This window comes from Nitratireductor pacificus pht-3B (genome assembly GCF_000300335.1).
In the GTDB taxonomy this organism is placed as follows: Bacteria; Pseudomonadota; Alphaproteobacteria; order Rhizobiales; family Rhizobiaceae; genus Nitratireductor; species Nitratireductor pacificus.
On sequence record NZ_AMRM01000008.1, the window covers coordinates 62,730 to 85,192 of the forward strand.

The window sequence follows — 22,463 nt, forward strand, 5'->3', positions numbered from 1 at the left end:
GGTCCTGCGGGTTACCCTTTGCCGTCGCGTTTCTGCCGGTCCTCCGCCACCAGCAGCGCTTCCAGCGCATCGAGCCGCCCGGCCCAGTAACGCTCATAGCGGCGCAACCAGGCCTGCGCCTCCGCCAGGTGCTGCGCCTCCAGGCGGCAGTAGTGGGTCCGGCCGGCGACGCGGCGGCGCACCAGCCCGGCGGTTTCCAGCACCCTGACGTGCTTGGATGCGCCCGCCAGCGACATGTCGAACGGCTCGGCGAGCTGCGAGACGCTCTGTTCGCCATCGGTCAGCCGGTGCAGCATGGAGCGCCGTGTCGGATCGGACAGGGCATGAAACACGGCGTCGAGATGCGGGGATTGAAATTCAACCATATGGTTGAATTATAGGGTCGGGCGAAAAATGTCAACCGATTGGTTTAATATGGGCGGCGGTCACTCCCGGACGGTGCAGGAGACCGGATCGGCGTCGTCTCCCTGGGAGACATCGTAGAGGTCGCCCCGATCGCCCTTGGTCCACCAGACGAGCGTGCCGCCGGCATATTTCGCGCCCGAGGCGGAGAGCACGTTGACCATCACCACGCTGCGGTCCTCGAAGGCCAGCACAGCAAGCGCGTTCTCCCCGGCGTTGTAATAGGTCACGTCGAAGCTCTGGTGCGGGCAGGTATAGGACGCGGCCTTGGTCTCGACCGCGTCCGCGAAGGGCAGGTCGATTTCCAGCATGGCGGCGCGGGCGCCGGTTGCGGCAACCAGGGCAATGGAAAGGATGGAGAAGAATCGGCGCATGGCAACGGGTTCCTGAAACGGCGTCAAAACGGCAACCGAACCCCGCAAGGTGGCCGTTTCAAGGCTATGCCGATGCGCACCTGCCGCATGACCCCGCGGCGTGCCGCGGGGCTGCGTTCATCGCCTTCTGCCGGGCGTCAGGACGAAGGCTGCTTGGTCTTGCGCAGATAGGGCAGGATCGTCTCGAAGGAGCCGAAGCGTTTTACGGCGTCCTCGTTCGACACGGCCGCCGTGATGATGACGTCCTCGCCCTGCTGCCAGTTCGCCGGTGTCGCCACCTGGTGCTTGGCGGTAAGCTGGATCGAATCGATGGCGCGCAGGATCTCCGCGAAATTGCGCCCCGTCGTCATCGGGTAGGTCAGCACCAGCTTGATCTTCTTGTCGGGCCCGACGACATAGACCGAGCGCACCGTCTGGTTGTCGGCTGGCGTCCGGCCCTCGGACGAGTTGCCGGCGTCGGCCGGCAGCATGTCGTAGAGTTTGGCGACCTTGAGATCCTTGTCGCCGATCATCGGGTAATCGACGCCGTGGCCGGTGGCCTTCCTGATGTCGTCCTTCCAGCGCACATGGTCCTCGACCGGATCGACGGAAATGCCGATGATCTTGGTGTTGCGTTTGGTGAACTCGCCCTCAAGCCCGGCCATGGTGCCGAGTTCGGTCGTGCAGACCGGGGTGAAATCCTTGGGGTGGCTGAACAGGACGGCCCAGCCGTCGCCGATCCAGTCATGGAAGCTGATCGTGCCTTGAGTGGTCTCGGCGCTGAAATCGGGCGCCGTATCGTTGATACGCAGACTCATCGTTCTCTCCTCTGGTAAGACAAAACGCGGATGACCGTGCCTGACCGCACAGGATAGTGAGGTAAGCACGGGCCGTGGAGCCTGATCTAGGGTTAAATCGACGCATCCGCCTGGAATCTCATTCCCAAAGCGCGCTCCTGAAGGGAATATCCTTCCTCGGCGCGCGCGGCGGGCGGTTCCGCTCAGGCGGCCTTGCGCGTCTGGTAGTCCTTGACGGCGGTGAAGGTGACCGCCTTCCAGCGGTCCGCCTCGTAGTTGAGGCCGAATTCATGCGGCGCCAGGAACACCGGGTCGTCGTCGAGATCGCGGGCGATGTCGCCGCGATGGGCGGCGATGAAGCGGTCCACCTCGCCCTTCTCCTCCGACGCGATCCAGCGGCAGACGGAGAAGCGCGCCATCTCGAAATCGACGGGCAGCGCATATTCGATCTTCAGCCGTTCCTTCAGCACGTCGAGCTGCAGCGCCCCGACGACGCCGACGATGGCCGGTGATCCGTCCTCCGGCAGGAAGAGCTGGACGACGCCCTCCTCGGCCATCTGCTGCAGCGCCTCGCGCAGCTTCTTCGCCTTCATGGCGTCGCCGAGCCGCACGCGGCGCAGGATCTCCGGCGCGAAGTTCGGCACGCCGCGGAACAGGAGCTCCTCGCCCTCGGTCAGCGTGTCGCCGATCCTGAGCGTGCCGTGATTGGGGATGCCCACCACGTCGCCGGCGAAGGCCTCGTCGGCGGTGATGCGGTTCTTGGCGAAGAAGAACTGCGGCGCCGACAGGCTGATCGGCTTGCCGGTGCGCACCAGCTTGGCTTTCATGCCGCGCTTCAGCCGGCCCGAGCACACGCGCACGAAGGCGATGCGGTCGCGGTGGTTGGGGTCCATGTTGGCCTGGATCTTGAAGACGAAGGAGGTCATCTTGTCCTCCGTCGCCTCGACGCGGCGCGAATCCGCATCCTGGGCGCGCGGCGCCGGCCCGATGGCGCCGAGCGCCTCGATCAGGTCGCGCACGCCGAAATTCCTCAGCGCCGAGCCGAAATAGACCGGCGTCAGATGCCCCTCGCGAAACGCCTGCATGTCGAACGGCCGGCAGGCCTCGCTCGCCAGCATCATCTCCTCGAGCAGCGCCTCGCGTTCGTTCTCCGGCAGCAGGCCGGCGACCCTGGCGTCTTCCGGGCCGTCCACGGCGATGGGCTCCACGTCGTCGTCTGAGCGGCGCATCGTGCTGTTGGCCAGATGATAGGTGCCGGCGAAGCTCTTCCCGCGGCCGATGGGCCAGGTGACGGGCGCGGTGTCCAGCGCCAGCTTCTGCTCGATCTCGTCGAGAATCTCGAAGGGATCGCGGCTCTCGCGGTCGAGCTTGTTGACGAAGGTGACGATCGGGATGTCGCGCAGCCGGCAGACCTCGAACAGCTTCAGCGTGCGCGGCTCGATGCCCTTCGCCGCGTCGATGACCATGATGGCGCTGTCGACGGCGGTCAGCGTGCGGTAGGTGTCGTCGGCGAAGTCCTCGTGGCCCGGCGTGTCGAGCAGGTTGAAGACATGGTCGCCATATTCGAAGGTCATGACCGAGGTGACCACCGAGATGCCGCGCTCGCGCTCGATATTCATCCAGTCCGAGCGGGTCTGCACGCGGTTCTTCTTCGCCTTCACCTCGCCGGCGAGCTGGATCGCGCCGCCGAACAGCAGCAGCTTTTCGGTCAGCGTCGTCTTGCCCGCGTCGGGATGCGAAATGATGGCGAAGGTGCGGCGGCGCGCCACCGCATCGGAGATTTTGTCGGTCATCTCAGCTTGAATGTGTTTGAGGCCGGGCGCTTTTAACAATTGCCCGCTCCGCTGTCGAACGGAAAGTGGACCGCGCGGCGCGGCCAGATAGCGGTGAAGAGATGACCCCTTTGCCACGCTGGCGGTTGAATTCCGGCGCAAAAAGCGCGAGACGATCATGACGTCCCGCTCGCCGAAACAGGATCACCGTCATGTCCAGCCCCTCCTCTTCCATGCCCGTGATCGGAACCACGCTCGGCGTCATCCGCCTGCCGCACGGCGAGGGGCTGCCGCTGCCGGCCTATGAATCCGCCGGCGCTGCCGGCATGGATCTGCGCGCCGCCGTTCCCGAGGACCGCCGCATCGTCCTCCTGCCGGGCCGCCGGGTGCTGGTGCCGACGGGTTTCACGCTGGAGATTCCGGAGGGTTTCGAAGGCCAGATCAGGCCGCGCTCGGGCCTGGCGCTGAAGCACGGCATAACCTGCCTCAATGCGCCGGGCACCATCGATTCCGACTATCGCGGCGAGGTGCAGGTGCTCCTGATCAACCATGGCGAGGACGATTTCGCCATCACGCGCGGGCTGCGCATCGCGCAGCTCCTGATCGCGCCGGTCTGCCGGGCCGTCGTCGAGGAGCGGACCGAGGCGGGTGAGACGGCGCGCGGCGCCGGAGGATTTGGCTCGACGGGCGTTGCCTGACGCCTCCGGGTCATTCGTCTGCCGTACTATACTATTGTACTACAATGATGCTGAAACTGCCGCGGCGTAAGGCTTTGCGCCGCCTCGGACAGGTCGTTTTTCGCGTTGAAATTGTCTTCGAGGCCCGTTATTCGCCCCTTTTCCGGTTGGCAAGGGCGCAGCGTGCTCTACAGTCTTCCGATGGCTTGGGCCCGCGGGCTTGCCAGCAACGTTCGACACTGGAGGAGACAATCATGTTTCACACAAGCAGGAAGATCTTAGCAGCCGGCGCTGTCGCGCTGTCGCTGGGCATCGCGCAAGGCGGCGCCGTGGCGCAGGAGTTCATCAACGTCCTGACCGGCGGCACGTCGGGCGTCTACTATCCGCTCGGCGCGCAGCTCGCCAAGATCTACGGCGAGAAGATCGATGGCGTGCGCACGCAGGTGCAGTCGACCAAGGCTTCGGTCGAGAACCTCAACCTGCTCCAGCAGGGCAAGGGGGAGATCGGCTTCGCGCTCGGCGATTCCGTCAAGTCGGCCTGGGAAGGCGACGCGGAGGCGGGCTTCTCGGCCAAGCTCGACAAGCTGCGCGGCATCGCCGCCATCTATCCCAACTACATCCAGATCGTCGCCTCGCAGGAGTCCGGCATCAAGGACTTCGCCGACCTGAAGGGCAAGGGCCTGTCCGTCGGCGCGCCGAAATCCGGCACCGAGCTCAACGCGCGCCGCATCTTCGAAGCGATGGGCATGAGCTATGAGGATCTCGGCCAGACCGAATACCTGCCCTTCGGCGAATCGGTCGAGCTGATCAAGAACCGCCAGCTCGACGCCACGCTGCAGTCGGCTGGCCTCGGTGTCGCCTCGATCAAGGACCTTGCGCTCTCGCTGCCGGTCACCGTCGTGTCGGTTCCGGCCTCGGTCGCCGAGACGCTGGGCGCGCCGTTCCTCGCCGCGACCATTCCGGCCGGCACCTATGAGGGCCAGGCCGAGGACGTGCCGACGCTGGCCATCACCAACATCCTGGTCACCCATTCCGACGTGTCGGACGACGTGGCCTACGAGATGACCAAGCAGCTCTTCGAGAACCTGCCCGACATGGTGGCCGCGCATGCCGCCGCCAAGGCGATCGCGGCCGAGAACGGCGCCAAGGGCCTGCCGCTGCCGCTGCATCCGGGCGCCGAGCGCTACTACAAGGAAAAGGGCCTCCTGTAGAGGCTCCGAAACGAGCCCCGCCCGGAATCCGGGCGGGGCTCATTCGTCTGATCAGCCCACTCGACACAGGTAGCAGCGTCCGATGACGAATATTCAGCAGGGCCAGGCGGAAAGCCCGGCCGCGCCAGAACTCTTAGAAACCGGCCATGGCGAATTCGGCACGGACCAGATGGGGCGCATTCTGTTCTGGATCGCGGTCGCCTTCTCGGCTTACCAGATCGCCACCGCCGCCCATGTGCTGAACCTGCCGAGCCAGGTCCAGCGCGCCTATCATGTGGGCTTCCTGATGCTGCTGGTGTTCCCGCTGGTGGTGCAGGCGCGCGACAAGGGCAGGGCGCTGAAAGCGCTGGCCTGGGCGCTCGCCGCCGCCGGCGTCGCGGTCGCGCTGTACCAACATATCGAGTACAAGCCGCTCCTGCTGCGGGCCGGCGATCCCCTACCGCTCGACATCGTCTTCGGCGTGGTCGCGCTGGTGACCGTCTTCGCCGCCGCCTATGTGCTGATGGGTCCGGCGCTGCCGATCATTTCGGGCGCCTTCCTCGCCTACTGCCTGTTCGGCGAATACCTGCCGGCGCCGCTCAACCATCGCGGCTACGATTTCGCGCAGGTCATCGACCACATGGCCTACGGCACGGAAGGCATCTACGGCATCCCGATCTACGTGTCGGCAACCTACATCTTCCTGTTCATCCTGTTCGGCTCCTTCCTGGAGCGGGCGGGCATGATCCGCCTGTTCACGGACGTCTCGCTGGGTCTCGTCGGCCATGCGCGCGGCGGCGCGGCCAAGGTGTCGGTCATCTCGTCGGGGCTGATGGGAACGATTTCCGGCTCGGGCGTCGCCAATGTCGTCACCACCGGCCAGTTCACCATTCCGCTGATGAAGCGCTTCGGCTATCGCGCCGCCTTTGCCGGCGGCGTCGAATCGACCGCGTCGATGGGCGGACAGATCATGCCGCCGGTGATGGGCGCCGTCGCCTTCATCATGGCCGAGACGCTGGGCATCGAATATTACGAGGTGGTCAAGGCGGCGATCATCCCCGCTTTGCTCTACTTCGCCTCGGCCTTCTGGATGGTCCATCTGGAAGCCGGCAAATACGGTCTGTTCGGCCTGCCGCGCTCGGAACTGCCGTCGCCCCGCGCCGCGCTGCGCAGGGGCTGGTATCTGATCCTGCCGCTGGCCGTTCTCGTCTATCTCCTGTTCACCGGCTACACGCCGCTGTTCGCCGGCACGATCGGCCTGTCGCTGACGGTGCTGCTGATCCTCGGCGGCTCGGTGGCGCTCGGCCTGCCGTCGCAGGTGCTGCGCATCATCTTCTGGGTCGGCCTCGGTGTGGTCGCCGCCAGCTTCTTCCGCTTCGGCATCCAGCCGATCCTGATCGCCGCGGTGCTGCTGATCCTCGCCAATGTCTTCGTCGACGGCGGCCGCAGGACGCTGGCGCTGTGCCGGGATTCGCTGGCCGAGGGCGCCAAGACGGCGCTGCCCGTCGGCGTGGCCTGCGCGGTTGTCGGCATCATCATCGGGACGATGACCCTGACGGGCGTGGCCAACACGTTCGGCCAGTTCATCGTTTCGGTCGGCGAGACGAGCCTGTTCCTGTCGCTGGTGCTGACGATGATCACCTGCATCGTGCTGGGCATGGGCATCCCGACCATCCCCAACTACATCATCACCTCGACCATCGCCGGGCCGGCGCTGCTGGAGCTGGGCGTGCCGCTGATCGTCAGCCACATGTTCGTGTTCTATTTCGGCATCCTCGCCGACCTGACGCCGCCCGTGGCGCTGGCCTGCTTCGCCGCGGGGCCGATCGCCAAGGAGAGCGGGCTGAAGATCTCGATGGAGGCGATCAAGGTCGCCGCGGCGGGTTTCGTCATCCCGTTCATGGCGGTCTACACTCCGGCGCTGATGCTGCAGGATGGCGGCCCGCTGGCGGAGGCCATCGGCTACTATCCGGCGGTCGCCTACATCGTCTTCAAGACACTGGTCGCGATCGCGCTGTGGGGCGCCGCGGTGATCGGCTTCCTCCGCGCCAGGCTCGCCATCTGGGAACGCCTGCTGGCGGCCGTCGCCGCGTTCACCCTGGTCGCCGCCCTGCCGATCACCGACGAGATCGGTTTTGCGCTGGCGGCCCTGTTTGCCGGGGTGCACTGGTACCGCACGCGCGGCCGGGCGGCTGAACCGGCGGTGGAACGGACGCCCGAATGAGCCTCTGCGTCCTGGCGGGCGGCAAGGCGGCGACCATCGCCGCCACGCTGTTCACCCTGTCCTGGACGCATTCGGTGGAGAAGATCCGCTGGGAGGAGGACTGGCGCGTCTCGCCCGCCGGGCTGGAGATCGTTGAGGCGCGCGTGCAGGGCTCCGGCGCGGGCATGGAGCCGCCGCCCGAGGCGCGCTTTTCGGAAGGCTGGTGGCGCTATCGACCGCCGCTGCCGCCGCAGGCCGAGCTCGTGCTGGCCGCATCGGGTGCGACCGGCTCCGGCTGGCGGCTCTGCGCTGCCGGGACCTGCCACGAGATCGGCGCCGAAGCCGGCAAACCGGTGATCCTCAGATACTGCGGGTAGGGAGCCGGACTGAAAGTGGAATCCGGTTTTCGGTTGTTCCGATGCCCGTCTATGATTCAGATCGTCCTTTGTGCGTCCGAAGGGATGCGCGGCGATCCAGCCGGCGTCAGGCGGCTTTGGGCGAGCCGTCGCTGCGCTTGCGGCAAGCCGGGCCGGGACCACGCATGTAGTGGCGTTCCGGGTGATAGCGCGGCGCGATGAATTCGCGAAGAACGGCAAGGAGGCGAATGATGAGTGCCATGGTTCATGTCCAACCGGTGGCGGCTCCTCCAAAAACCGCCTGTTTGATTTATAGGGTCATAAGTACACGCACGAAGTGAACGCTCCGTGAATGCCGGCCGGATTTCGCTGTGATTTGTGCCGCTTTGATGGCGCAATTCGGGTCTTGTTGCAGCAAGGATGGATGGTGTGGCCGCCGCGCCACAGTCGGCGCGGCGCGGCGGCGGTCGGGATTCACTTCTCGCCGAGATAGGCGACGATGATGTCGAGCGCGGCCTGAAGGTCGTTGCGGTCGACCATCTCGGTCACCGTATGGATGTAGCGCGTGCCCACCACGATGCCCACGGCGCGCGCGCCGGCCGCCGCCTGCTGCGCCGCCGCGCCATCCTGCCCGCCGCGGGCCAGAATGGTGCGCTGATAGGGGATCGCCTTCTTCTTGGCGAGCTGCTCGACCTCGCGCACCAGCGCCTGGTCGGCGATGAAGGACGAATCCTTCACATGCAGGCCGAAACCCTGGCCCTGCCGCGTCACGGCCTCGTGCTCACCGATGCCCGGCGTGTCGCAGGCGAGCGTCGTGTCGATGCCGAGGCCGATGTCGGGTTTCACCGCATAGGCGGCCGTGCGGGCGCCGCGCAGGCCCACCTCCTCCTGCGCCGTGAAGGCCACGTGGATCTCGCAGGCGTGCTTTGCGCCCGCCTTGTCGAGCGCCCGGATCGCCTCGATGCCGAGCCAGCAGGCGACACGGTTGTCGAGCGCCTTGGAAACGAACTTCTCGCCCATCTCCAGGAATGGCTCGTCCATGACGACGAAGTCGCCGACCTGCACCAGATCGCGTGCCTTTTCGCCAAGCCCCATGTCGACGATGAACTCGCCGGGCTCGGGCACCTTCTTGCGCTCGTCCGGTCCCTGAATGTGGATCGGCTTGCCGGCCGGGTTCATCACGCCCTTGTGGTCGCCGCTCTCGGTGCAGACGAGCACGCGGCGGGAAAACAGGTTGCGCGGATCGAAACCGCCGACGGGGTCGAGATGGAGGAATCCCTTCTCGGTCACATGGGTGACGAGAAAGGCGATCTCGTCCATGTGGCACAGAAGCATGACCTTGAGCGGGTCGCCCTTGGTTTTCTTGCGCGGCTTGCGCACGCACAGGAGAGAGCCCATCGGATCGGTCCGCACCTCGTCGAAAAGGCCGTCGATCTCCTTTTCGATGAGGGCACGGACGCGCGTTTCATGACCCGGCGCACCCGGCGTCTCGCAGAGCCTGCGCAGCAGTTCGGTGTTCATCAGTGTCCCCGGCAGAGTTTTGTTGGAATCAATGGTGGACCGCGACCATGGCGCAGGGCGGCGCGGAAGGAAACGGCCACGTCCCCGTTTCACGCTGGCTCAGGGGCGGCTAACCCGCATCATCGCGCAGCATCCTCTCGAAGCCCGCGCGGCCGGGCGGCGTGAAGTGCATGACGCGCGAATTCTTCTCGCGGCGTGCCCATCCGAGCGCCACGAAGCGCTCGAGGACCGCGGCGCCGAGGCCGCCGGCCAGATGCGAGCGGCGCACGCTCCAGTCCAGGCAGGAGCGGCAGACCGGCCGTCGCCGGCCTTGCATGGCGGCGATGTCGATGCCGAAATCGCAGAAGAACGCGGTTCCCCGCTCCGTCAGGCCGACATCCTCGCCGCTGACGGCCAGAAGGCCGCGCCCGACGAACGCGTCGAACATGGCGACGCCCCTCTCGCCGGCCAGATGGTCGTAACAGACGCGCGCCTCGCGCATGGCGTTGTCGCGCGGTCCGGGCAACACCTTCTTCGGCCCGAGGGACGCCGCCACGCCCATGATCGATTCCAACATGCCGGCCACCTGATGGTCGGCGAGGGCGTAGTAGCGGTGCCGGCCCTGGCGCGTCATGCGCATCAGCCCGCCCGTGCTGAGCTTGGAGAGATGCGCGCTCGCCGTCGGCAGCGTGACGCCGGCCTCCGCCGCCAGTTCGCTGGCCGTCAGCGCGCCGCCGTTCATCAGCGCCGCCAGCATGTTGGCCCGCGCCGGGTCGCCGACGAGGCTGGCAATCTGCGCAAGGTCGGTTCCTGCTTTCATAGTTAGACGATAACCAAACTATGCCGGTCGATCAATTGCTATTCTGTCCTCATCGAAGGAGAGAGCGATGCGCAGCACCGGCCATTCCCCAAAACTGTCCGCCACCGGGCCCGACGCGCCTGCCCCCGGCCTTTTGCGCCGCATCGGCGCCCGGATTGGAACATTGTGCATCCGTCTCGCCAGGGCATCCGCCCGCTATCGCCAGCGCCGCCATCTGGCGGAACTCGACGACCATCAGCTTGCCGATATCGGCCTCACCCGGCGGGACGTGGAGCGCGAATGCGCAAAACCCTTCTGGAGAGCCTAGCGCGGATTGCCGCCGCATATTTCCATGCCGAACGAAGCATGGCAGCATCCAGAACCGGAGGACCATCCATGAGCATCACCTGTTTCATCCGCTACGAGATCGACCCGTTCAAGCGCGAGGCGTTCGAGGCCTATGCGCGCAACTGGGGACAGGCGATCCCGCGTGCCGGCGCCGGTCTCATCGGCTATTTCGCCCCGCATGAGGGGTCCGCGACGACGGCCTACGGCGTCTACACGATCGACAGCCTTGCCGCATACGAGGCCTATCGCGCGCGGCTGGCCGCCAGCCCGGAAGGGCGCGCGAACTATGAATTCGCGAAGCGGGAGCGCTTCATTCTGAGGGAAGACCGCATCTTCCTGAAGCTCGCCTCCGCGCCGCACGGCGAGAGGGTGGCGGCATGATCGCGGTCATCTTCGAGGTCGAGCCGGCGGAAGGCCGGCGCGACGCCTATCTCGGCATCGCCGCCGACCTGCGCCCGCTGCTCGACGGCATCGACGGGTTCATTTCCATCGAGCGGTTCCAGAGCCTCGCCGATCCGAACCGCGTCCTGTCGCTGTCCTTCTGGCGCGACGAGGAGGCGGTGAAGGCGTGGCGCAACACGGAAGAGCACCGGCAGGCGCAGCGGGCCGGCCGGGGTGGCATATTTGCCGGCTACCGGCTGCGCATCGCCCATGTGCTGCGCGACTACGGCATGGCCGAGCGCGCGGAAGCCCCGCAGGACAGCCGCGCGCTGCATGGCGCATGAGCGGCGTCAGGCATTGCCGATCAGCATGCCTGCGGCGAAGACCAGCGCGCCGCCGAGCACCACCTGGAAGGTGGCCCGGCTCCACGGCGTTTCCATGTAGCGGTTCTGGATCCAGGCGATCGCCCACAGCTCGATGAAGACGATGGCGAAGGCGATCACCGTCGCGGTCCAGAAATGCGGGATCAGGTAGGGCAGGGCGTGGCCGAGGCCGCCGAGCGTCGTCATCAGGCCGGTGGTGATGCCGCGCTTGATCGGCGAGCCGCGGCCCGAGATGACGCCGTCGTCCGAGGCGACCTCCGTGAAACCCATCGAGATGCCGGCGCCGATGGAGGCGGCGAGGCCGACCAGGAAGGTCTGCCACGTGTCGCCCGTGGCGAAGGCGGCCGCGAAGATCGGCGCCAGCGTCGAGACGGAGCCGTCCATCAGGCCGGCGAGGCCCGGCTGCACATAGGTGAGGACGAACTGCTTGTGCGCCGCCGTGTCTTCCTCGGCGCGCTCCTCCTCGCCCAGGTGCTTTTCCGAAAGGCGGCGGGCGAGCGACTCGTGGCTCTTCTCCGCCGCGGCGAGGTCGCCGAGCAGCTTTCGCGTGCCCGCATCCCCGGTGCGCCTGGCGGCTTCCAGATAGAAGCGGTGCGCCTGCTCCTCCATCGCCTCCGCCTGGACGCGCACCTTGTCGAGGCCGAGCGGCCGCACCAGCCAGTCGGGCTTGCGGTCGTAATAGCCGCGCACATGCTCGCGGCGGATCAGCGGAATGCGATCGCCGAAACGCTTCTGGTGCAGGGCGATGAGGGCGGCGCGGTGCCCGTCCTCTTCCTCCGCCATCTCGTCGAAGACCGCCGCCGAATGCGGAAAATCGTCGCGCAGGCCGTCGGCATAGGCGCGGTAGATGCGCCCGTCATCCTCCTCCGAGGAGATGGCGAGAGCGAGAATTTCCTGTTCGCTCAGGGACGAGAAGGGCCGCCGATGGGCGCCGAAAAAGCGGGACAGCATGGTTCGGGCAATTCCTTGTTTAGAATAATTCTAATATAAAAGGCGAGCGGTGCTGCGTCAATAACTTAGAATAATTCTAAAACTCATGATGCGCCGGTCTCAATCCAGCGTCCTGCGAAACCGCATCAGCGCGAAGCCGGCATAGATGACGATGAACAGCGCGAGAATGCCCGTCTCGAATGCCACCGTCGGAAAGTCCGCCCCTTTCAGCATCACGGCGCGGATGATCCGCAGGAAGTGCGTCAGCGGGAAAGTTTCTCCCAGCCATTGCGCCCATTGCGGCATGCCGCGGAACGGGAACATGAAGCCGGACAGCAGGATCGACGGCAGGAAGAAGAAGAAGGTGAGCTGCAGCGCCTGCATCTGCGTGCGGGCGATGGTGGAGATCGTGTAGCCGAGCAGGACGAGCGCCAGCACGAAGACGAGCACGGCCGCCAGCAGCAGCGACAGGCAGCCGACGAAGGGGATGGCGAAAAGAAGTTTCGCCGCGCCGAGGATGACGGCCACCTGCACCGCTCCCACCACGAGATAGGGCAGCACCTTGCCGAGCATGATCTCCAGCGGGCTTGCCGGCATGGCGAGCAGGTTCTCCATCGTGCCGCGCTCGCGTTCGCGGGTCAGCGCGATGGAGGTCATCATCACCATGGTCATCTGCAGGATGACGCCGAGCAGGCCGGGCACGATGTTGTACTGCGAGATGCCCTCGGGATTGTAGCGGCGGTGGACGATCACCTCGAGCCGGTCTTCGGGCGCCGCCTCCGATGCCGGCACGCCGCGTTCGCGCAGCAGCGCCTCCGAGGCGACCGTGCCCAGCGTCGAGATCGCCCCCGACGCGGCCGAAGGGTCGGTCGCGTCGGCCTCGATCAGGATCTGCGGACGCTGCCCCCGGTCGACCCGGCGGGCGAAATCCGACGGGATGGTGACGACAAAGACCACCGCGCCGCTCGCCATCAGCCGCTCGGCCTCCGCCGCGCTCCCCACCACGTGGTCGAAGCGATAGTAGTCCGTGTTCTCCAGCGCCGAGACCATGGCCCGGCTGTAGTGGTCCTGGCTGAGGGAAACCAGCGCCGCCGGCAGCGCCTTGGGATCGCTGTTGATCGCATAGCCGAACAGCACGAGCTGCATCAGCGGCACGCCCAGCATCATGCCGAAGGTGATGCGGTCGCGCCGCATCTGGATGAACTCCTTGATGAGCAGCGCCGCAAGCCGGCTGAACGAGAACAGTCCGCTCATTGCATGTTGTCCGTCGAATTGGCCATGAACTGGATGAAGACATCCTCGAGGCTCGTCTCGCCGCGCGACACCGTCACGCCCGCGCGGCCCTCAAGATCAGCGAGCGCGGCCTTCAGCGCCGCCTCGTCCGAACCCACCACATGCAGGCTGGCACCGAAGGGCGCCACCTGCTCGACGCCGGGGCGCTTGCGCAGTTCGGCGGCCAGCGTCTCCAGCTTCGGCCCGTCGACGAGATAGGTCACCAGCCCGGCATCGCGCACCACGTCGGTCACGGATCCCGTCGCCAGCATGGTGCCGTAGGAAATATAGGAGATGCGGTGGCAGCGTTCCGCCTCGTCCATGTAGTGGGTGGAGACGAGGACCGTCAGCCCGTCGGCGGCGAGCCGGTGGATCTCGTCCCAGAAATCGCGTCGCGCCTTGGGATCGACGCCTGCCGTCGGCTCGTCGAGCAGCAGCAGCTTGGGCTGATGCATGATGCAGGCGGCGAGTGCCAGCCGCTGTTTCCAGCCGCCGGAAAGCGTCCCGGCAAGCTGGTCGCGCCGCGAGGACAGGCCGAGATCCTCAAGCGTGCGGTCCACATGGGTGCCGACCGGCTTCAGATCGTAGAGCCGCGCGACGAAGGAGAGGTTCTCCGCGATCGTCAGGTCCTCGTAGAAGGAGAAGCGCTGGGTCATGTAGCCGACTTCGCGCTTGATCTTCAGACCCTCGGTCCGCAGGTCGAAGCCGAGCACGGTGCCCTCGCCCTCGTCCGGCGTCAGAAGCCCGCACATGATGCGGATCGTCGTCGTCTTGCCGGAACCGTTGGGACCGAGAAAGCCGACGATCTCGCCCCTGGCGACCTGCATCGTCACGTCGTTGACGACGGTCTTGTCGCCGAAGCGCTTGACGAGGCCGCGCACGTCGATGGCGTTCATTTCAGCTTGCATGGATCGGCTCCTCCGAACGGGCCGGACAAAAAGGTGAGCAGTGGGCGGAAGGCGCGGTTTGGGGAACGCGTCTTCTGAAGCAACGGGAGGCGGGGCGTGCTCCCGTTACGGCTCACTGCTCGCCATCGCATCCGGCGCCAGCCTGACATCGACGATCTGGCCGGGCTGCAGGGCCGCCGCCTCGCCCTCGGGCCGCGCCTCGACGAGGTAGACGAGCTTCTGGCGCGTCTCCAGCGAGTAGATCACCGGCGGGGTGAATTCCGGCTCCTGGGAGACATAGGAGACGCGCGCCGTCAGGCCGGGCGGGCAGCCGTCGCAATTGATCGACAGGCGCGTGTCGGGTGAGACAGCGGAAAACCGTTCCTGCGGCACGTAGAGTTTCAGCCTGACGCCGCCATCGGGGAGCAGGGACACCACCGGCGCGGACGGACCGGCGACGTCGCCGGCATTGCGGATGATGTCGTCGACACGGCCGGCGACGGGCGCCCTGATGCTGCGTTCCGAAAGCCGCCAGCGCGCCTGCGCCAGCGCCGCCTGCATCTGGTCGCGCCGCTTGGCGGCGGCGTTGATCGCCTCGGCGCGGGCGGGCAGGCGCGCGACGGCCAGATTGGCCTCGGCCTGGCCGATGCGCGTATCGGCCAGCACCTGCGCCGTCTCCGCCTTGTCGAGTTCGGCCTTTGTGGCGATGCCGCGCCGGAAGAGGTCGCGTGTCCGGGCAAGCACGCGGCCCGCTTCCGCCGCCTCGGCATTGGCTGAGGCGAGCGCGGCCTCGAGCACGGCGATCTCCTCGGGGCGCTTCGCCTTCCTCAGGTCGGCAAGCTGGGCCTCCGCCTCGGCAAGCGCCGCTTCCGCCTGGGTGACGGCGATCCCGGCGCCGGTGGCATCCATCGCCGCGACCACAGTGCCCGCCTCGACCCGGGCGCCGCGGTGCACGGAGACGGAAGCGACCTGGCCGATCTCGACGGGCGCCAGAAGCACGTACTCGCCCTCCACATAGCCGACCGCGAGCGGCGCGTCGCCGGCGCAGGCCGTGAACAGGCCCGCCATGAGCGGTATGGAGCAGAGAAGGCTCATCATGTGTTCTCCTCGCGGCCGCCGGGCGCGCCGTGCGCGGCCAGAATGGCGTCCAGATTGTTGCCGGCGATGGCGGCGATGGCGGTGGCCTCCCGCTCGCCGATCCTGCTCCAGCCCATGCGGCGGCGGACGGCCTCGTTGGCGATGCGGAAATAGACGATCTGGCCGATGAGGGTGAAGACGGTCAGCCGGGTCGATTGGCTGTCCGCCGGCGTGCCGGTGGCGGTCGACCAGACCTGGCACAAGCGTTCGTGGACCGGCGCGAAGACGCCGTCATAGATGCGGTCGAGCGCGACGGTCGGATGGGCCAGCTCGCGCAGCACGAACTGGACGATCAGTCCCGCCTCCTCGCTGGCGATGATGAAGCCGGTCATGCCCTGGAGCGCCCTGCGGAGCAGCGCCCGCGCCTCGGCGGGGGTATGCGCCGTTTCGCGCAGGTTGAGATCGAGCGCGTTACCGGCCGCCGTGCCGAGCAGGGCGACGATGTGGTCGGCGCAGGCGGTGCGCAGCCCTTCCTTGCCGCCGAAATGATAGGAGATGGAGCCGATGTTCGCCTTGGCGCGGGTGGCGATCTCGCGCGTCGTCGTCGCCTCGAAGCCCTTTTCGCCGAACAGCTTCAGGGCCGCCAGAACGAGGGAGCGCCGCGTGTGCTCGGCGGAGGTGAGGCGGCCGCGCAGGCCGCTATCGGGTTCGGTGGAACGGTTCATGGGTCTTCTTTAATCAATCGTTTGAATAAAGTCAACGGGAGTCGCAACCTGCGTGTTACCGCGGATCGCTGGATGCCCGGGTGCTCGGATGCTCCGGATGGCGGAAATGCGGGATGCGTCGAGGCATCCGGCATCGCCGCTTGGCGGCGTTGGGCTGTGGAGGGGTGGCATGCCGGGACCTGATCGCCCATATGCTCTCCTGGAAATGCGGAAGTGACTCCCGCCCTTTCTTGACCATCACGGATACTCTAAGTTCCGCCAGCGACGGGTCATCGAATCGAAGCGTGAGGCCGATGAGCGAACAAACCAGCAGTCTGCTAGACCGGTTCGGCCGCTTCCTGGCACGGCGTCTGCAGAGCGAATCGTCCGGCTACGAGCCCTACACGCCGTCCGACCCGGCGACGCTGCACCGGACGCTGCAGCCGGGCGACATCCTGCTGATCGAGGGCAACCAGCGCATCTCGGCGGCGATCAAGTATCTGACCCAGTCGACCTGGAGCCACGCCGCCCTCTATGTCGGCGACGCCCTGCCAGAACCGGAAGACGGGTCCGACCGGCCCCGCCTGATCGAGGTCAATCTGGGCGATGGCTGCATCGCCGTGCCGCTGTCCAAGTACCGCACCTACAACACGCGCATCTGCCGGGCGAGCGGGCTGACGCCGGACGACCGCGACGCCATCGTCAGCTTCATGATCGGCAAGCTCGGCCTGCGCTACGACATGCGCAACATCTTCGACCTCTTGCGCTATTTCATGCCGACCCCACCCGTCCCGGTGCGCTGGCGGCGACGCATGATCGCGCTCGGCTCGGGCGACCCGACACGCGCCATCTGCTCCTCGCTGATCGCCCAGGCGTTCCAGAACGTGCGCTACCCGATCCTGCCCGAGGTGACGCGCGCGCCCGGAAGGGCCTCGGCGCAGTCCACCTTCTCGCGCAGCGAGATCCTGCATATCCGTCACTACACGCTGTTCACGCCGCGCGACTTCGACCTGTCGCCCTTCTTCGAGATCGTCAAGCCGACGCTGGCCTTCGGCTTCGACTACAAGAAATTGCTCTGGGCGCGCGACCAGAACGGCGAGGCCACCGCCATTTCCGGCGGGAGCGACTGATGGACATCCATACGGCGCTGGTGCTCCTGTTCGCCTGCTTCACCGCCTATTCGCTGGTGGCGCGGCGGCTGGAAGCGTCGGTCCTGTCCGGCCCCATGCTGTTCACGGCGCTCGGCTATCTCTTCTTCAGCATCGACGCGACGCTGCTCTCGCCACTCGACAATGCGGTCGTCGAGTTCCTGGCCACGGCGACACTCGTCATCATCCTGTTCCGCGACGCGGCGAACATCCGCATTTCCAGCGTCATCGCCCGGCGGGCGACGGCGCTCATCTCGGCGCGGCTGCTGTTCATCGGCATCCCGCTGACCATCCTGGCGGGGACGCTGGCCGGGCTGGCGCTCTTCCCCATGCTCGGCCTGTTCGGCGCCCTGGTGCTCGCCATCGTGCTGACGCCGACCGACGCGGCGCTTGCGCAGCCCGTTTTCGGCAATGACGGGCTGCCGGAGATCGAGCGCGAGGCGCTCGACGTCGAAAGCGGGCTGAACGACGGCCTCTGCCTGCCGCTTCTGCTGATCACGCTGGCGCTGGCCGCCGACACCGGCGACGGCGAGGGCATGGCGGGTCATGCCACCTTCTTCCTGAAGCAGGTGGTCTTCGGGCCGGCCGTCGGGCTGGCGGTCGGTTATCTCGGCGCGGCATGCGCGGGTTTCGCCTTCGAGCGCGCGCTGTCGAACCCGGCCGGGAGGACGCCGATCATGGTCGGACTGGCGGGGCTGGCCTATCTCGCCGCCGAGCAGATGGGCGGCAACGGTTTTCTGGCCGCGTTCATGGCCGGGCTTGCCTTCGGCTGGCGCCTGCCGGCAGAAACGGTCGAGAAGGTGAGCAATTTCGCGATGACGGAAGGGTCGATCCTGACGAACCTCACCTTCCTGATCTTCGGAGCCGTCATGCTGCCGCGCGCCTTCGAGACGCCGCTGGCCCCGGCGCTCCTCTATGCGGTCCTCAGCCTGACCGTGGTGCGCATGCTGCCGGTGCTTGTCGCCATGTTCGGCACACGATCGACCGGCCGGGCGAAACTTTTCGTCGGCTGGTTCGGTCCACGCGGGCTGGCTTCCGTCCTCTATCTGATCCTGGTGGTCGACCAGTCCGGCTTCACCGCCGCCGGGCAAGTGACGAACATCGCCGTCTTCACCATTCTTCTGTCGGTGGTGCTGCACGGGGTGAGCGCGCCCTTCGCGCAGCGCCTGTTCTTCCCGGCGCGCGGCTGAAACGGCTCGAGCCCGCCTCACGGCAAGTTGTGACCCCGTCCGCCTCGCCGCTGGGCGCAGAACGCGCTATAATCCCCTTCGCTGTTGCCGGGCCGCATGCCCGCGGCCCGACCGTAATCCGGGAGGCCCGATATGGCTGGTTTTCACGTGATGGCCGGGACAGAGGACACGATGGCGCTGCCGACCGTCCGCAGCATCACCACTTCGGACGTGATCGATGCGCTTGGCCGCGGACTCGACGATTTCTGGCAAAAGCCGTCACATTACGCGTTTCTCTGCATCATCTATCCGCTTGTCGGCGTGGTGCTGATCTACTGGGCCTCGGGCGCCAATGCCCTGCCGCTGCTGTTTCCGCTCGCCTCAGGCTTCGCGCTGCTCGGCCCTTTCGCCGCCATCGGCCTCTACGAGATCAGCCGCCGCCGCGAACAGGGTCTCGACACCTCCTGGCGGCATGCCTTCGAAGTCCTGAAATCGCCGGCGATCCCGTCGATCATGGCGGTTGGCGGCATGCTGTTCATCATCTTCGTCGCCTGGCTGCTCGTCGCGCAGGGGCTTTACGTGCGCCTGTTCGGGCCGGAGGCACCGGTTTCGGCCTCGGCCTTCTTCGAGCGCGTCTTCACCACGCCCGAAGGGTCGATGCTGATGGTGCTCGGCAACGGGATCGGACTGATCTTCGCGCTGGCCGTGCTCATCACCACCTCGATCGCCTTTCCGATGCTGGTCGACCGCGATTGCGGCGCCGTCGCCGCCGTCCTGACCTCCATTCGGGCGGCGGGCAGGAACCCGCTGCCGATGCTGCTGTGGGGCATCGTCGTGGCGGGCGCGCTGATCGTCGGCTCGCTGCCCCTGTTTGCGGGGCTGGCGGTGGTGATGCCGATCCTCGGCCACGCCACCTGGCATCTCTATCGCAAGCTGGTCGTGTAGCCGGCATGACGTGACCGGGATTGCACCACGCTGCGCGCTTTGCCGCAGCGTGGCGGCTTGCCACAGCGACCGAGCGCCGCTTTGACGAAGCAGGCAGGCGGGACTACCTTCCCCCGTGTTGTCACAGCCGGGAGACCTCGATGGACCCGCTTTTGTTGTCGCGCATCCAGTTCGGCGCGAATATTTCCTTTCACATCCTGTTTCCCGCCATCACCATTTCGCTCGGCTGGTTCCTGCTGTTCTTCAAATGGCGTTACAACCGCACGGGCGACGAAGCCTGGATGCGTGCCTATTTCACCTGGGTGAAGGTGTTCGCCCTCTCGTTCGCGCTCGGCGTCGTCTCCGGGGTGACGATGACCTTCCAGTTCGGCACCAACTGGCCGGGCTTCATGGAGACGGTCGGCAACATCGCCGGGCCGCTGCTCGGCTACGAGGTGCTGACGGCATTCTTCCTCGAGGCCGTGTTCCTCGGCATCATGCTGTTCGGCTTCCGCAAGGTGTCGAACCGGGTGCACACGCTGGCGACCTTCCTGGTGGCCTTCGGCACGACCATGTCGGCCTTCTGGATCCTGGCGCTGAACTCGTGGATGCAGACGCCCGCGGGCTTCGAGATGCGCGACGGCGTCGCCTACGCCACCGACTGGTGGGCGGTGATCTTCAACCCGTCCTTCCCCTACCGGCTGATCCACATGCTGCTCGCTTCGGGCCTGACGGCGGCGTTTCTCGTCGCCGGCTTCTCGGCCCTGCGCCATCTGGCTGGCGACCGCTCGGAAAGCATGTGGAAGGCGCTCCGGACGGGCATCGCCGTCGGCGCGGTGCTGATCCCGCTGCAAATCTTCGCTGGCGACCAGCACGGTTTGAACACGCTCGAGCACCAGCCGGCCAAGGTGGCGGCGATGGAGGCCAACTGGGAAACGCGCTCCAACGTGCCGCTGGTGCTGTTCGCGCTGCCCGACGAGGCGGCAAAGGAGAACCGTTACGAGCTGGCCATTCCCAACGGGGCGTCGCTGATCCTCAGGCACAGCGCCTCCGGCGTCGTGCCGGGTCTCGATCAGTTCGAGGGCGAGCATCCGCCGGTCATGCCGGTGTTCTGGGCCTTCCGCATCATGGTCGGGGTGGGCCTTGCGATGCTCCTGTTCTCTTGGGCGGGCGCCTTCTACCTTTTCCGCCGCGGCACGCTGCCGAAGCCGCTGGCACTGGTCCTCGTCCCGATGGCGCTCTCGGGCTGGGTCGGTGTGCTGGCCGGCTGGTACACGACGGAGATCGGCCGTCAGCCCTGGCTGGTGACCGGCGTGCTCAAGACGGCGGACGCCGTCGGGCCGGTGGCCGGCGGCCATGTGGCGCTGACGCTGGCCGGCTATCTGGCGCTCTACGCGGTTCTGCTGGTCGTCTATCTGGGCGTCTTGATCCACATGGCGCTGAAGGCGGCCAGGGAAGGCGACCGCTCGCCCAGCCCCGCCAGCGGCGACCACGCCATGTCGCAACCGATGCAGGCGGGGGAGTGACAGCGATGACCAGGGCAAGCGCGACCACGGCGGAAGGAGCCCCGACATGATACTCGACTGGCCGACCCTGCTGCCGCTCATCTTTGCCGGGCTGATGGGCGTCTCGATCCTGCTCTACGTCATTCTCGACGGCTTCGACCTCGGCATCGGCATCCTGTTCACAGGCGCCGACGATGCCGAGAAGGACACGATGATCGCCGCCATCGGCCCATTCTGGGACGCCAACGAGACCTGGCTGGTGCTGGCCGTCGGCCTGCTGCTCGTCGCCTTTCCGGTGGCGCACGGCGTCATCCTGACGGCGCTCTATCTGCCGGTCTTCGTGCTCCTCCTCGGTCTGATCCTGCGCGGCGTCGCCTTCGATTTCCGCGCCAAGGTGCCGGTGCACCGCAAGGGGCGCTGGAACATGCTCTTCTTCGCCGGGTCGCTGCTGGCGGCCCTGGCGCAGGGCTACATGCTCGGCATCTACGTGCTCGGCCTGCAGCAGGGCCTGCCGGCGATGGGCTTCGCGCTTCTGACTGCGATCTGCCTTACCGCCGCCTATGCCGCGATGGGGGCCGCCTGGCTGATCTACAAGACGGAAGGGGCGCTGCAGGAAAAGGCGGTGCGCTGGCTGCGCCGGGCGCTGGTGCTGACCGTGGCCGGCATGGGCGCGGTTTCGCTCGCCACGCCGCTCGCCAGCCCGCGCATCTTCGACAAATGGTTCGCCTGGCCGCAGATGGCCCTGCTGGCGCCGCTGCCGGTCGTCTCGGGACTGCTGTTCCTGTGGCTGTGGCGCATCAGCGGGAAGCTGCCGGCCGAAGGCGACGCCCATTCGCTAAAACCGTTCATCGCGCTGGCGCTGATCTTCGCCGCCGGTTTCGGTGGGCTTGCCTATTCGTTCTATCCCTATGTGGTGCCCGAGCGCATGACGATCTGGGAAGCGGCGGCGGCGACCGACAGCCTGGCCTTCATCCTGATCGGCACGGCCTTCGTCCTGCCCGTCATCCTCGGCTACACGATCTATGCCTACCGGGTGTTCGGCGGCAAGGCGGTCGACCTGTCCTACGACTGAGGCGCGTCAGGCCGGGCGCGGTTCGAGCAGGTTCAGATTGTCGGCCATCTTCTGCAGAGCGCCGACCACGGCGCGACGCTCGTCGCCGCTCATGCCGCTCAGCGCCTCGTCATAGATGTCGCTGCCGATGTCCCTGATCGCCTGGTAGGCGGCCTGCGCCTTCGGCGTGGCATAGATCATCCGCACGCGCCGGTCCGTGCGCGCCGCGCGGCGCTGGACCCAGCCGGCCTCGGCCATGCGGTCGACCAGGCGCGAGACGCTGATCGGTTCGATCTCGAGAAGCTCGGCGAGGCGGCTCTGCGGCACGCCTTCGGTGGCAAGCAGGCGAAACAGCAGCTGCCACTGCGCCGGCGTCAGGCCGTATTCGCTGCCGTGCTCCTGCAACCGCCTGCGCATCAGGCGCGCCACGTCGTGAATGAGGAAGCCCAGCTTCTCGATGTCCTGATTTTCCATGCGCGGCATATATGGTCGGCGCCGGATGGCTTCAACCTGATCGGCCGGGCAAGCTCGCCGGCTCCTGCCGCCTACCGACAAAATTGCGGATCGCCCTGACCGCCCTGCAATGCCCGTCCCGCAATGCCCGCCTTGCAATGCCCGCTTGTCGAAGGAATGGC

25 protein-coding genes are annotated in these 22,463 nt (G+C 66.7%); 12 read left to right on the plus strand and 13 right to left on the minus strand.

Features of this window, described 5'->3' with window-relative positions:
• Positions 1 to 11 precede the first annotated feature (11 nt).
• From NA2_RS08830 to NA2_RS08845, 4 genes are all read right to left on the minus strand, one after another.
• Positions 12 to 365: an ArsR/SmtB family transcription factor gene (locus tag NA2_RS08830; RefSeq protein ID WP_008596284.1), complete on the minus strand. Its 354-nt coding sequence runs from the start codon at positions 363 to 365 to the stop codon at positions 12 to 14.
• A gap of 60 nt (positions 366 to 425) precedes the next feature.
• On the minus strand, positions 426 to 776 hold the full coding sequence (locus tag NA2_RS08835; protein WP_008596285.1) for an MliC family protein: 351 nt from the start codon (positions 774 to 776) through the stop codon (positions 426 to 428).
• 137 nt (positions 777 to 913) lie between these two features.
• Positions 914 to 1,573 (minus strand): peroxiredoxin, encoded by a 660-nt coding sequence (locus tag NA2_RS08840; protein ID WP_008596286.1) that lies wholly within the window; start codon positions 1,571 to 1,573, stop codon positions 914 to 916.
• Positions 1,574 to 1,755: 182 nt separating this feature from the next.
• On the minus strand, positions 1,756 to 3,345 hold the full coding sequence (locus NA2_RS08845; protein ID WP_008596288.1) for a peptide chain release factor 3: 1,590 nt from the start codon (positions 3,343 to 3,345) through the stop codon (positions 1,756 to 1,758).
• A gap of 191 nt (positions 3,346 to 3,536) precedes the next feature.
• Here NA2_RS08845 and dut point away from each other — a divergent pair, with 191 nt between their 5' ends.
• The 4 genes from dut to NA2_RS08865 all read left to right on the plus strand — a co-directional run bounded on the left by dut (position 3,537) and on the right by NA2_RS08865 (position 7,771).
• Positions 3,537 to 4,022, plus strand: a complete 486-nt coding sequence (dut, locus tag NA2_RS08850; RefSeq protein ID WP_008596289.1) for a dUTP diphosphatase — start codon at positions 3,537 to 3,539, stop codon at positions 4,020 to 4,022.
• A gap of 233 nt (positions 4,023 to 4,255) precedes the next feature.
• The gene (locus NA2_RS08855; RefSeq protein WP_008596290.1) at positions 4,256 to 5,212 is read left to right on the plus strand and encodes a TAXI family TRAP transporter solute-binding subunit; all 957 of its coding nucleotides are present in this window, start codon (positions 4,256 to 4,258) and stop codon (positions 5,210 to 5,212) included.
• Positions 5,213 to 5,294: 82 nt separating this feature from the next.
• Positions 5,295 to 7,415, plus strand: a complete 2,121-nt coding sequence (locus NA2_RS08860; protein ID WP_008596292.1) for a TRAP transporter permease — start codon at positions 5,295 to 5,297, stop codon at positions 7,413 to 7,415.
• A complete protein-coding gene (locus tag NA2_RS08865) occupies positions 7,412 to 7,771 on the plus strand; it encodes a DUF1850 domain-containing protein (protein ID WP_008596293.1) in 360 nt (119 codons plus the stop codon). Before NA2_RS08860 ends, NA2_RS08865 begins: the two co-directional genes overlap by 4 nt.
• Positions 7,772 to 7,877: 106 nt before the next feature.
• Here the strand turns inward: NA2_RS08865 and NA2_RS22390 are convergent, their stop codons facing one another.
• The 3 genes from NA2_RS22390 to NA2_RS08875 form a co-directional block, all read right to left on the minus strand.
• Complete coding sequence (locus NA2_RS22390; RefSeq protein ID WP_008596295.1) at positions 7,878 to 8,012, minus strand: hypothetical protein; 135 nt, start codon at positions 8,010 to 8,012, stop codon at positions 7,878 to 7,880.
• 212 nt (positions 8,013 to 8,224) lie between these two features.
• Positions 8,225 to 9,271: a M42 family metallopeptidase gene (locus tag NA2_RS08870; RefSeq protein WP_008596296.1), complete on the minus strand. Its 1,047-nt coding sequence runs from the start codon at positions 9,269 to 9,271 to the stop codon at positions 8,225 to 8,227.
• Between the two features lie 109 nt (positions 9,272 to 9,380).
• Positions 9,381 to 10,070: an ArsR/SmtB family transcription factor gene (locus tag NA2_RS08875; protein WP_008596297.1), complete on the minus strand. Its 690-nt coding sequence runs from the start codon at positions 10,068 to 10,070 to the stop codon at positions 9,381 to 9,383.
• Positions 10,071 to 10,137: 67 nt separating this feature from the next.
• Between NA2_RS08875 and NA2_RS08880 the strand changes: the two genes are divergently transcribed.
• From NA2_RS08880 to NA2_RS08890, 3 genes are all read left to right on the plus strand, one after another.
• The gene (locus tag NA2_RS08880; RefSeq protein ID WP_008596298.1) at positions 10,138 to 10,377 is read left to right on the plus strand and encodes a DUF1127 domain-containing protein; all 240 of its coding nucleotides are present in this window, start codon (positions 10,138 to 10,140) and stop codon (positions 10,375 to 10,377) included.
• 68 nt (positions 10,378 to 10,445) lie between these two features.
• Entirely contained in the window at positions 10,446 to 10,778 is a 333-nt protein-coding gene (locus NA2_RS08885; RefSeq protein WP_008596300.1) for an NIPSNAP family protein, read from the plus strand.
• Positions 10,775 to 11,122: an antibiotic biosynthesis monooxygenase family protein gene (locus tag NA2_RS08890; protein WP_008596301.1), complete on the plus strand. Its 348-nt coding sequence runs from the start codon at positions 10,775 to 10,777 to the stop codon at positions 11,120 to 11,122. Before NA2_RS08885 ends, NA2_RS08890 begins: the two co-directional genes overlap by 4 nt.
• A gap of 6 nt (positions 11,123 to 11,128) precedes the next feature.
• Here the strand turns inward: NA2_RS08890 and mbfA are convergent, their stop codons facing one another.
• The 5 genes from mbfA to NA2_RS08915 form a co-directional block, all read right to left on the minus strand.
• Positions 11,129 to 12,112 carry an iron exporter MbfA gene (mbfA, locus tag NA2_RS08895; RefSeq protein WP_008596302.1) on the minus strand — a complete coding sequence of 328 codons (984 nt, stop codon included), beginning with the start codon at positions 12,110 to 12,112 and terminating at the stop codon, positions 11,129 to 11,131.
• A 99-nt stretch (positions 12,113 to 12,211) separates the two neighbouring features.
• Positions 12,212 to 13,345 carry an ABC transporter permease gene (locus NA2_RS08900; RefSeq protein WP_008596303.1) on the minus strand — a complete coding sequence of 378 codons (1,134 nt, stop codon included), beginning with the start codon at positions 13,343 to 13,345 and terminating at the stop codon, positions 12,212 to 12,214.
• Positions 13,342 to 14,259, minus strand: coding sequence for an ABC transporter ATP-binding protein (locus NA2_RS08905; protein ID WP_008596304.1), 918 nt, complete (start codon positions 14,257 to 14,259; stop codon positions 13,342 to 13,344). Before NA2_RS08905 ends, NA2_RS08900 begins: the two co-directional genes overlap by 4 nt.
• 117 nt (positions 14,260 to 14,376) lie before the next feature.
• The gene (locus tag NA2_RS08910; RefSeq protein ID WP_008596305.1) at positions 14,377 to 15,345 is read right to left on the minus strand and encodes an HlyD family secretion protein; all 969 of its coding nucleotides are present in this window, start codon (positions 15,343 to 15,345) and stop codon (positions 14,377 to 14,379) included.
• Positions 15,345 to 16,052, minus strand: coding sequence for a CerR family C-terminal domain-containing protein (locus NA2_RS08915; RefSeq protein WP_008596307.1), 708 nt, complete (start codon positions 16,050 to 16,052; stop codon positions 15,345 to 15,347). The genes NA2_RS08910 and NA2_RS08915 overlap by 1 nt, the downstream gene beginning before the upstream one ends.
• 293 nt (positions 16,053 to 16,345) lie before the next feature.
• On the opposite strand from NA2_RS08915, the gene NA2_RS08920 reads away from it, so the two are divergent.
• From NA2_RS08920 to NA2_RS08940, 5 genes are all read left to right on the plus strand, one after another.
• Entirely contained in the window at positions 16,346 to 17,161 is an 816-nt protein-coding gene (locus NA2_RS08920; protein WP_008596308.1) for a YiiX/YebB-like N1pC/P60 family cysteine hydrolase, read from the plus strand.
• Positions 17,161 to 18,369, plus strand: coding sequence for a cation:proton antiporter (locus tag NA2_RS08925; RefSeq protein ID WP_008596310.1), 1,209 nt, complete (start codon positions 17,161 to 17,163; stop codon positions 18,367 to 18,369). Before NA2_RS08920 ends, NA2_RS08925 begins: the two co-directional genes overlap by 1 nt.
• A gap of 132 nt (positions 18,370 to 18,501) precedes the next feature.
• Positions 18,502 to 19,293 carry a DUF2189 domain-containing protein gene (locus tag NA2_RS08930; protein WP_008596311.1) on the plus strand — a complete coding sequence of 264 codons (792 nt, stop codon included), beginning with the start codon at positions 18,502 to 18,504 and terminating at the stop codon, positions 19,291 to 19,293.
• Positions 19,294 to 19,433: 140 nt separating this feature from the next.
• Entirely contained in the window at positions 19,434 to 20,798 is a 1,365-nt protein-coding gene (locus tag NA2_RS08935) for a cytochrome ubiquinol oxidase subunit I (RefSeq protein WP_008596312.1), read from the plus strand.
• Positions 20,799 to 20,844: 46 nt separating this feature from the next.
• On the plus strand, positions 20,845 to 21,849 hold the full coding sequence (locus tag NA2_RS08940) for a cytochrome d ubiquinol oxidase subunit II (protein ID WP_008596313.1): 1,005 nt from the start codon (positions 20,845 to 20,847) through the stop codon (positions 21,847 to 21,849).
• A gap of 6 nt (positions 21,850 to 21,855) precedes the next feature.
• Here NA2_RS08940 and NA2_RS08945 read toward each other — a convergent pair whose 3' ends face one another.
• On the minus strand, positions 21,856 to 22,311 hold the full coding sequence (locus tag NA2_RS08945; protein ID WP_008596315.1) for a MarR family winged helix-turn-helix transcriptional regulator: 456 nt from the start codon (positions 22,309 to 22,311) through the stop codon (positions 21,856 to 21,858).
• Between the last annotated feature and the right edge of the window lie 152 nt (positions 22,312 to 22,463).

What these genes read in the sequence shown, in the direction of transcription:
- NA2_RS08900 (WP_008596303.1), bottom strand. Translation starts at nt 13,345, where the DNA reads ATGAGCGGACTGTTCTCGTTCAGCCGGCTTGCGGCGCTGCTCATCAAG.
- NA2_RS08860 (WP_008596292.1), top strand. Translation starts at nt 5,295, where the DNA reads ATGACGAATATTCAGCAGGGCCAGGCGGAAAGCCCGGCCGCGCCAGAA.
- dut (WP_008596289.1), top strand. Translation starts at nt 3,537, where the DNA reads ATGTCCAGCCCCTCCTCTTCCATGCCCGTGATCGGAACCACGCTCGGC.
- NA2_RS08935 (WP_008596312.1), top strand. Translation starts at nt 19,434, where the DNA reads ATGGACCCGCTTTTGTTGTCGCGCATCCAGTTCGGCGCGAATATTTCC.
- NA2_RS08930 (WP_008596311.1), top strand. Translation starts at nt 18,502, where the DNA reads ATGGCTGGTTTTCACGTGATGGCCGGGACAGAGGACACGATGGCGCTG.
- NA2_RS08910 (WP_008596305.1), bottom strand. Translation starts at nt 15,345, where the DNA reads ATGAGCCTTCTCTGCTCCATACCGCTCATGGCGGGCCTGTTCACGGCC.
- mbfA (WP_008596302.1), bottom strand. Translation starts at nt 12,112, where the DNA reads ATGCTGTCCCGCTTTTTCGGCGCCCATCGGCGGCCCTTCTCGTCCCTG.
- NA2_RS08830 (WP_008596284.1), bottom strand. Translation starts at nt 365, where the DNA reads ATGGTTGAATTTCAATCCCCGCATCTCGACGCCGTGTTTCATGCCCTG.
- NA2_RS08845 (WP_008596288.1), bottom strand. Translation starts at nt 3,345, where the DNA reads ATGACCGACAAAATCTCCGATGCGGTGGCGCGCCGCCGCACCTTCGCC.
- NA2_RS08855 (WP_008596290.1), top strand. Translation starts at nt 4,256, where the DNA reads ATGTTTCACACAAGCAGGAAGATCTTAGCAGCCGGCGCTGTCGCGCTG.
- NA2_RS08865 (WP_008596293.1), top strand. Translation starts at nt 7,412, where the DNA reads ATGAGCCTCTGCGTCCTGGCGGGCGGCAAGGCGGCGACCATCGCCGCC.
- NA2_RS08925 (WP_008596310.1), top strand. Translation starts at nt 17,161, where the DNA reads ATGGACATCCATACGGCGCTGGTGCTCCTGTTCGCCTGCTTCACCGCC.
- NA2_RS08945 (WP_008596315.1), bottom strand. Translation starts at nt 22,311, where the DNA reads ATGCCGCGCATGGAAAATCAGGACATCGAGAAGCTGGGCTTCCTCATT.
- NA2_RS08890 (WP_008596301.1), top strand. Translation starts at nt 10,775, where the DNA reads ATGATCGCGGTCATCTTCGAGGTCGAGCCGGCGGAAGGCCGGCGCGAC.
- NA2_RS08835 (WP_008596285.1), bottom strand. Translation starts at nt 776, where the DNA reads ATGCGCCGATTCTTCTCCATCCTTTCCATTGCCCTGGTTGCCGCAACC.
- NA2_RS08875 (WP_008596297.1), bottom strand. Translation starts at nt 10,070, where the DNA reads ATGAAAGCAGGAACCGACCTTGCGCAGATTGCCAGCCTCGTCGGCGAC.
- NA2_RS08940 (WP_008596313.1), top strand. Translation starts at nt 20,845, where the DNA reads ATGATACTCGACTGGCCGACCCTGCTGCCGCTCATCTTTGCCGGGCTG.
- NA2_RS08840 (WP_008596286.1), bottom strand. Translation starts at nt 1,573, where the DNA reads ATGAGTCTGCGTATCAACGATACGGCGCCCGATTTCAGCGCCGAGACC.
- NA2_RS08885 (WP_008596300.1), top strand. Translation starts at nt 10,446, where the DNA reads ATGAGCATCACCTGTTTCATCCGCTACGAGATCGACCCGTTCAAGCGC.
- NA2_RS08880 (WP_008596298.1), top strand. Translation starts at nt 10,138, where the DNA reads ATGCGCAGCACCGGCCATTCCCCAAAACTGTCCGCCACCGGGCCCGAC.
- NA2_RS08920 (WP_008596308.1), top strand. Translation starts at nt 16,346, where the DNA reads ATGAGCGAACAAACCAGCAGTCTGCTAGACCGGTTCGGCCGCTTCCTG.
- NA2_RS08870 (WP_008596296.1), bottom strand. Translation starts at nt 9,271, where the DNA reads ATGAACACCGAACTGCTGCGCAGGCTCTGCGAGACGCCGGGTGCGCCG.
- NA2_RS08905 (WP_008596304.1), bottom strand. Translation starts at nt 14,259, where the DNA reads ATGAACGCCATCGACGTGCGCGGCCTCGTCAAGCGCTTCGGCGACAAG.
- NA2_RS22390 (WP_008596295.1), bottom strand. Translation starts at nt 8,012, where the DNA reads ATGGCACTCATCATTCGCCTCCTTGCCGTTCTTCGCGAATTCATCGCG.
- NA2_RS08915 (WP_008596307.1), bottom strand. Translation starts at nt 16,052, where the DNA reads ATGAACCGTTCCACCGAACCCGATAGCGGCCTGCGCGGCCGCCTCACC.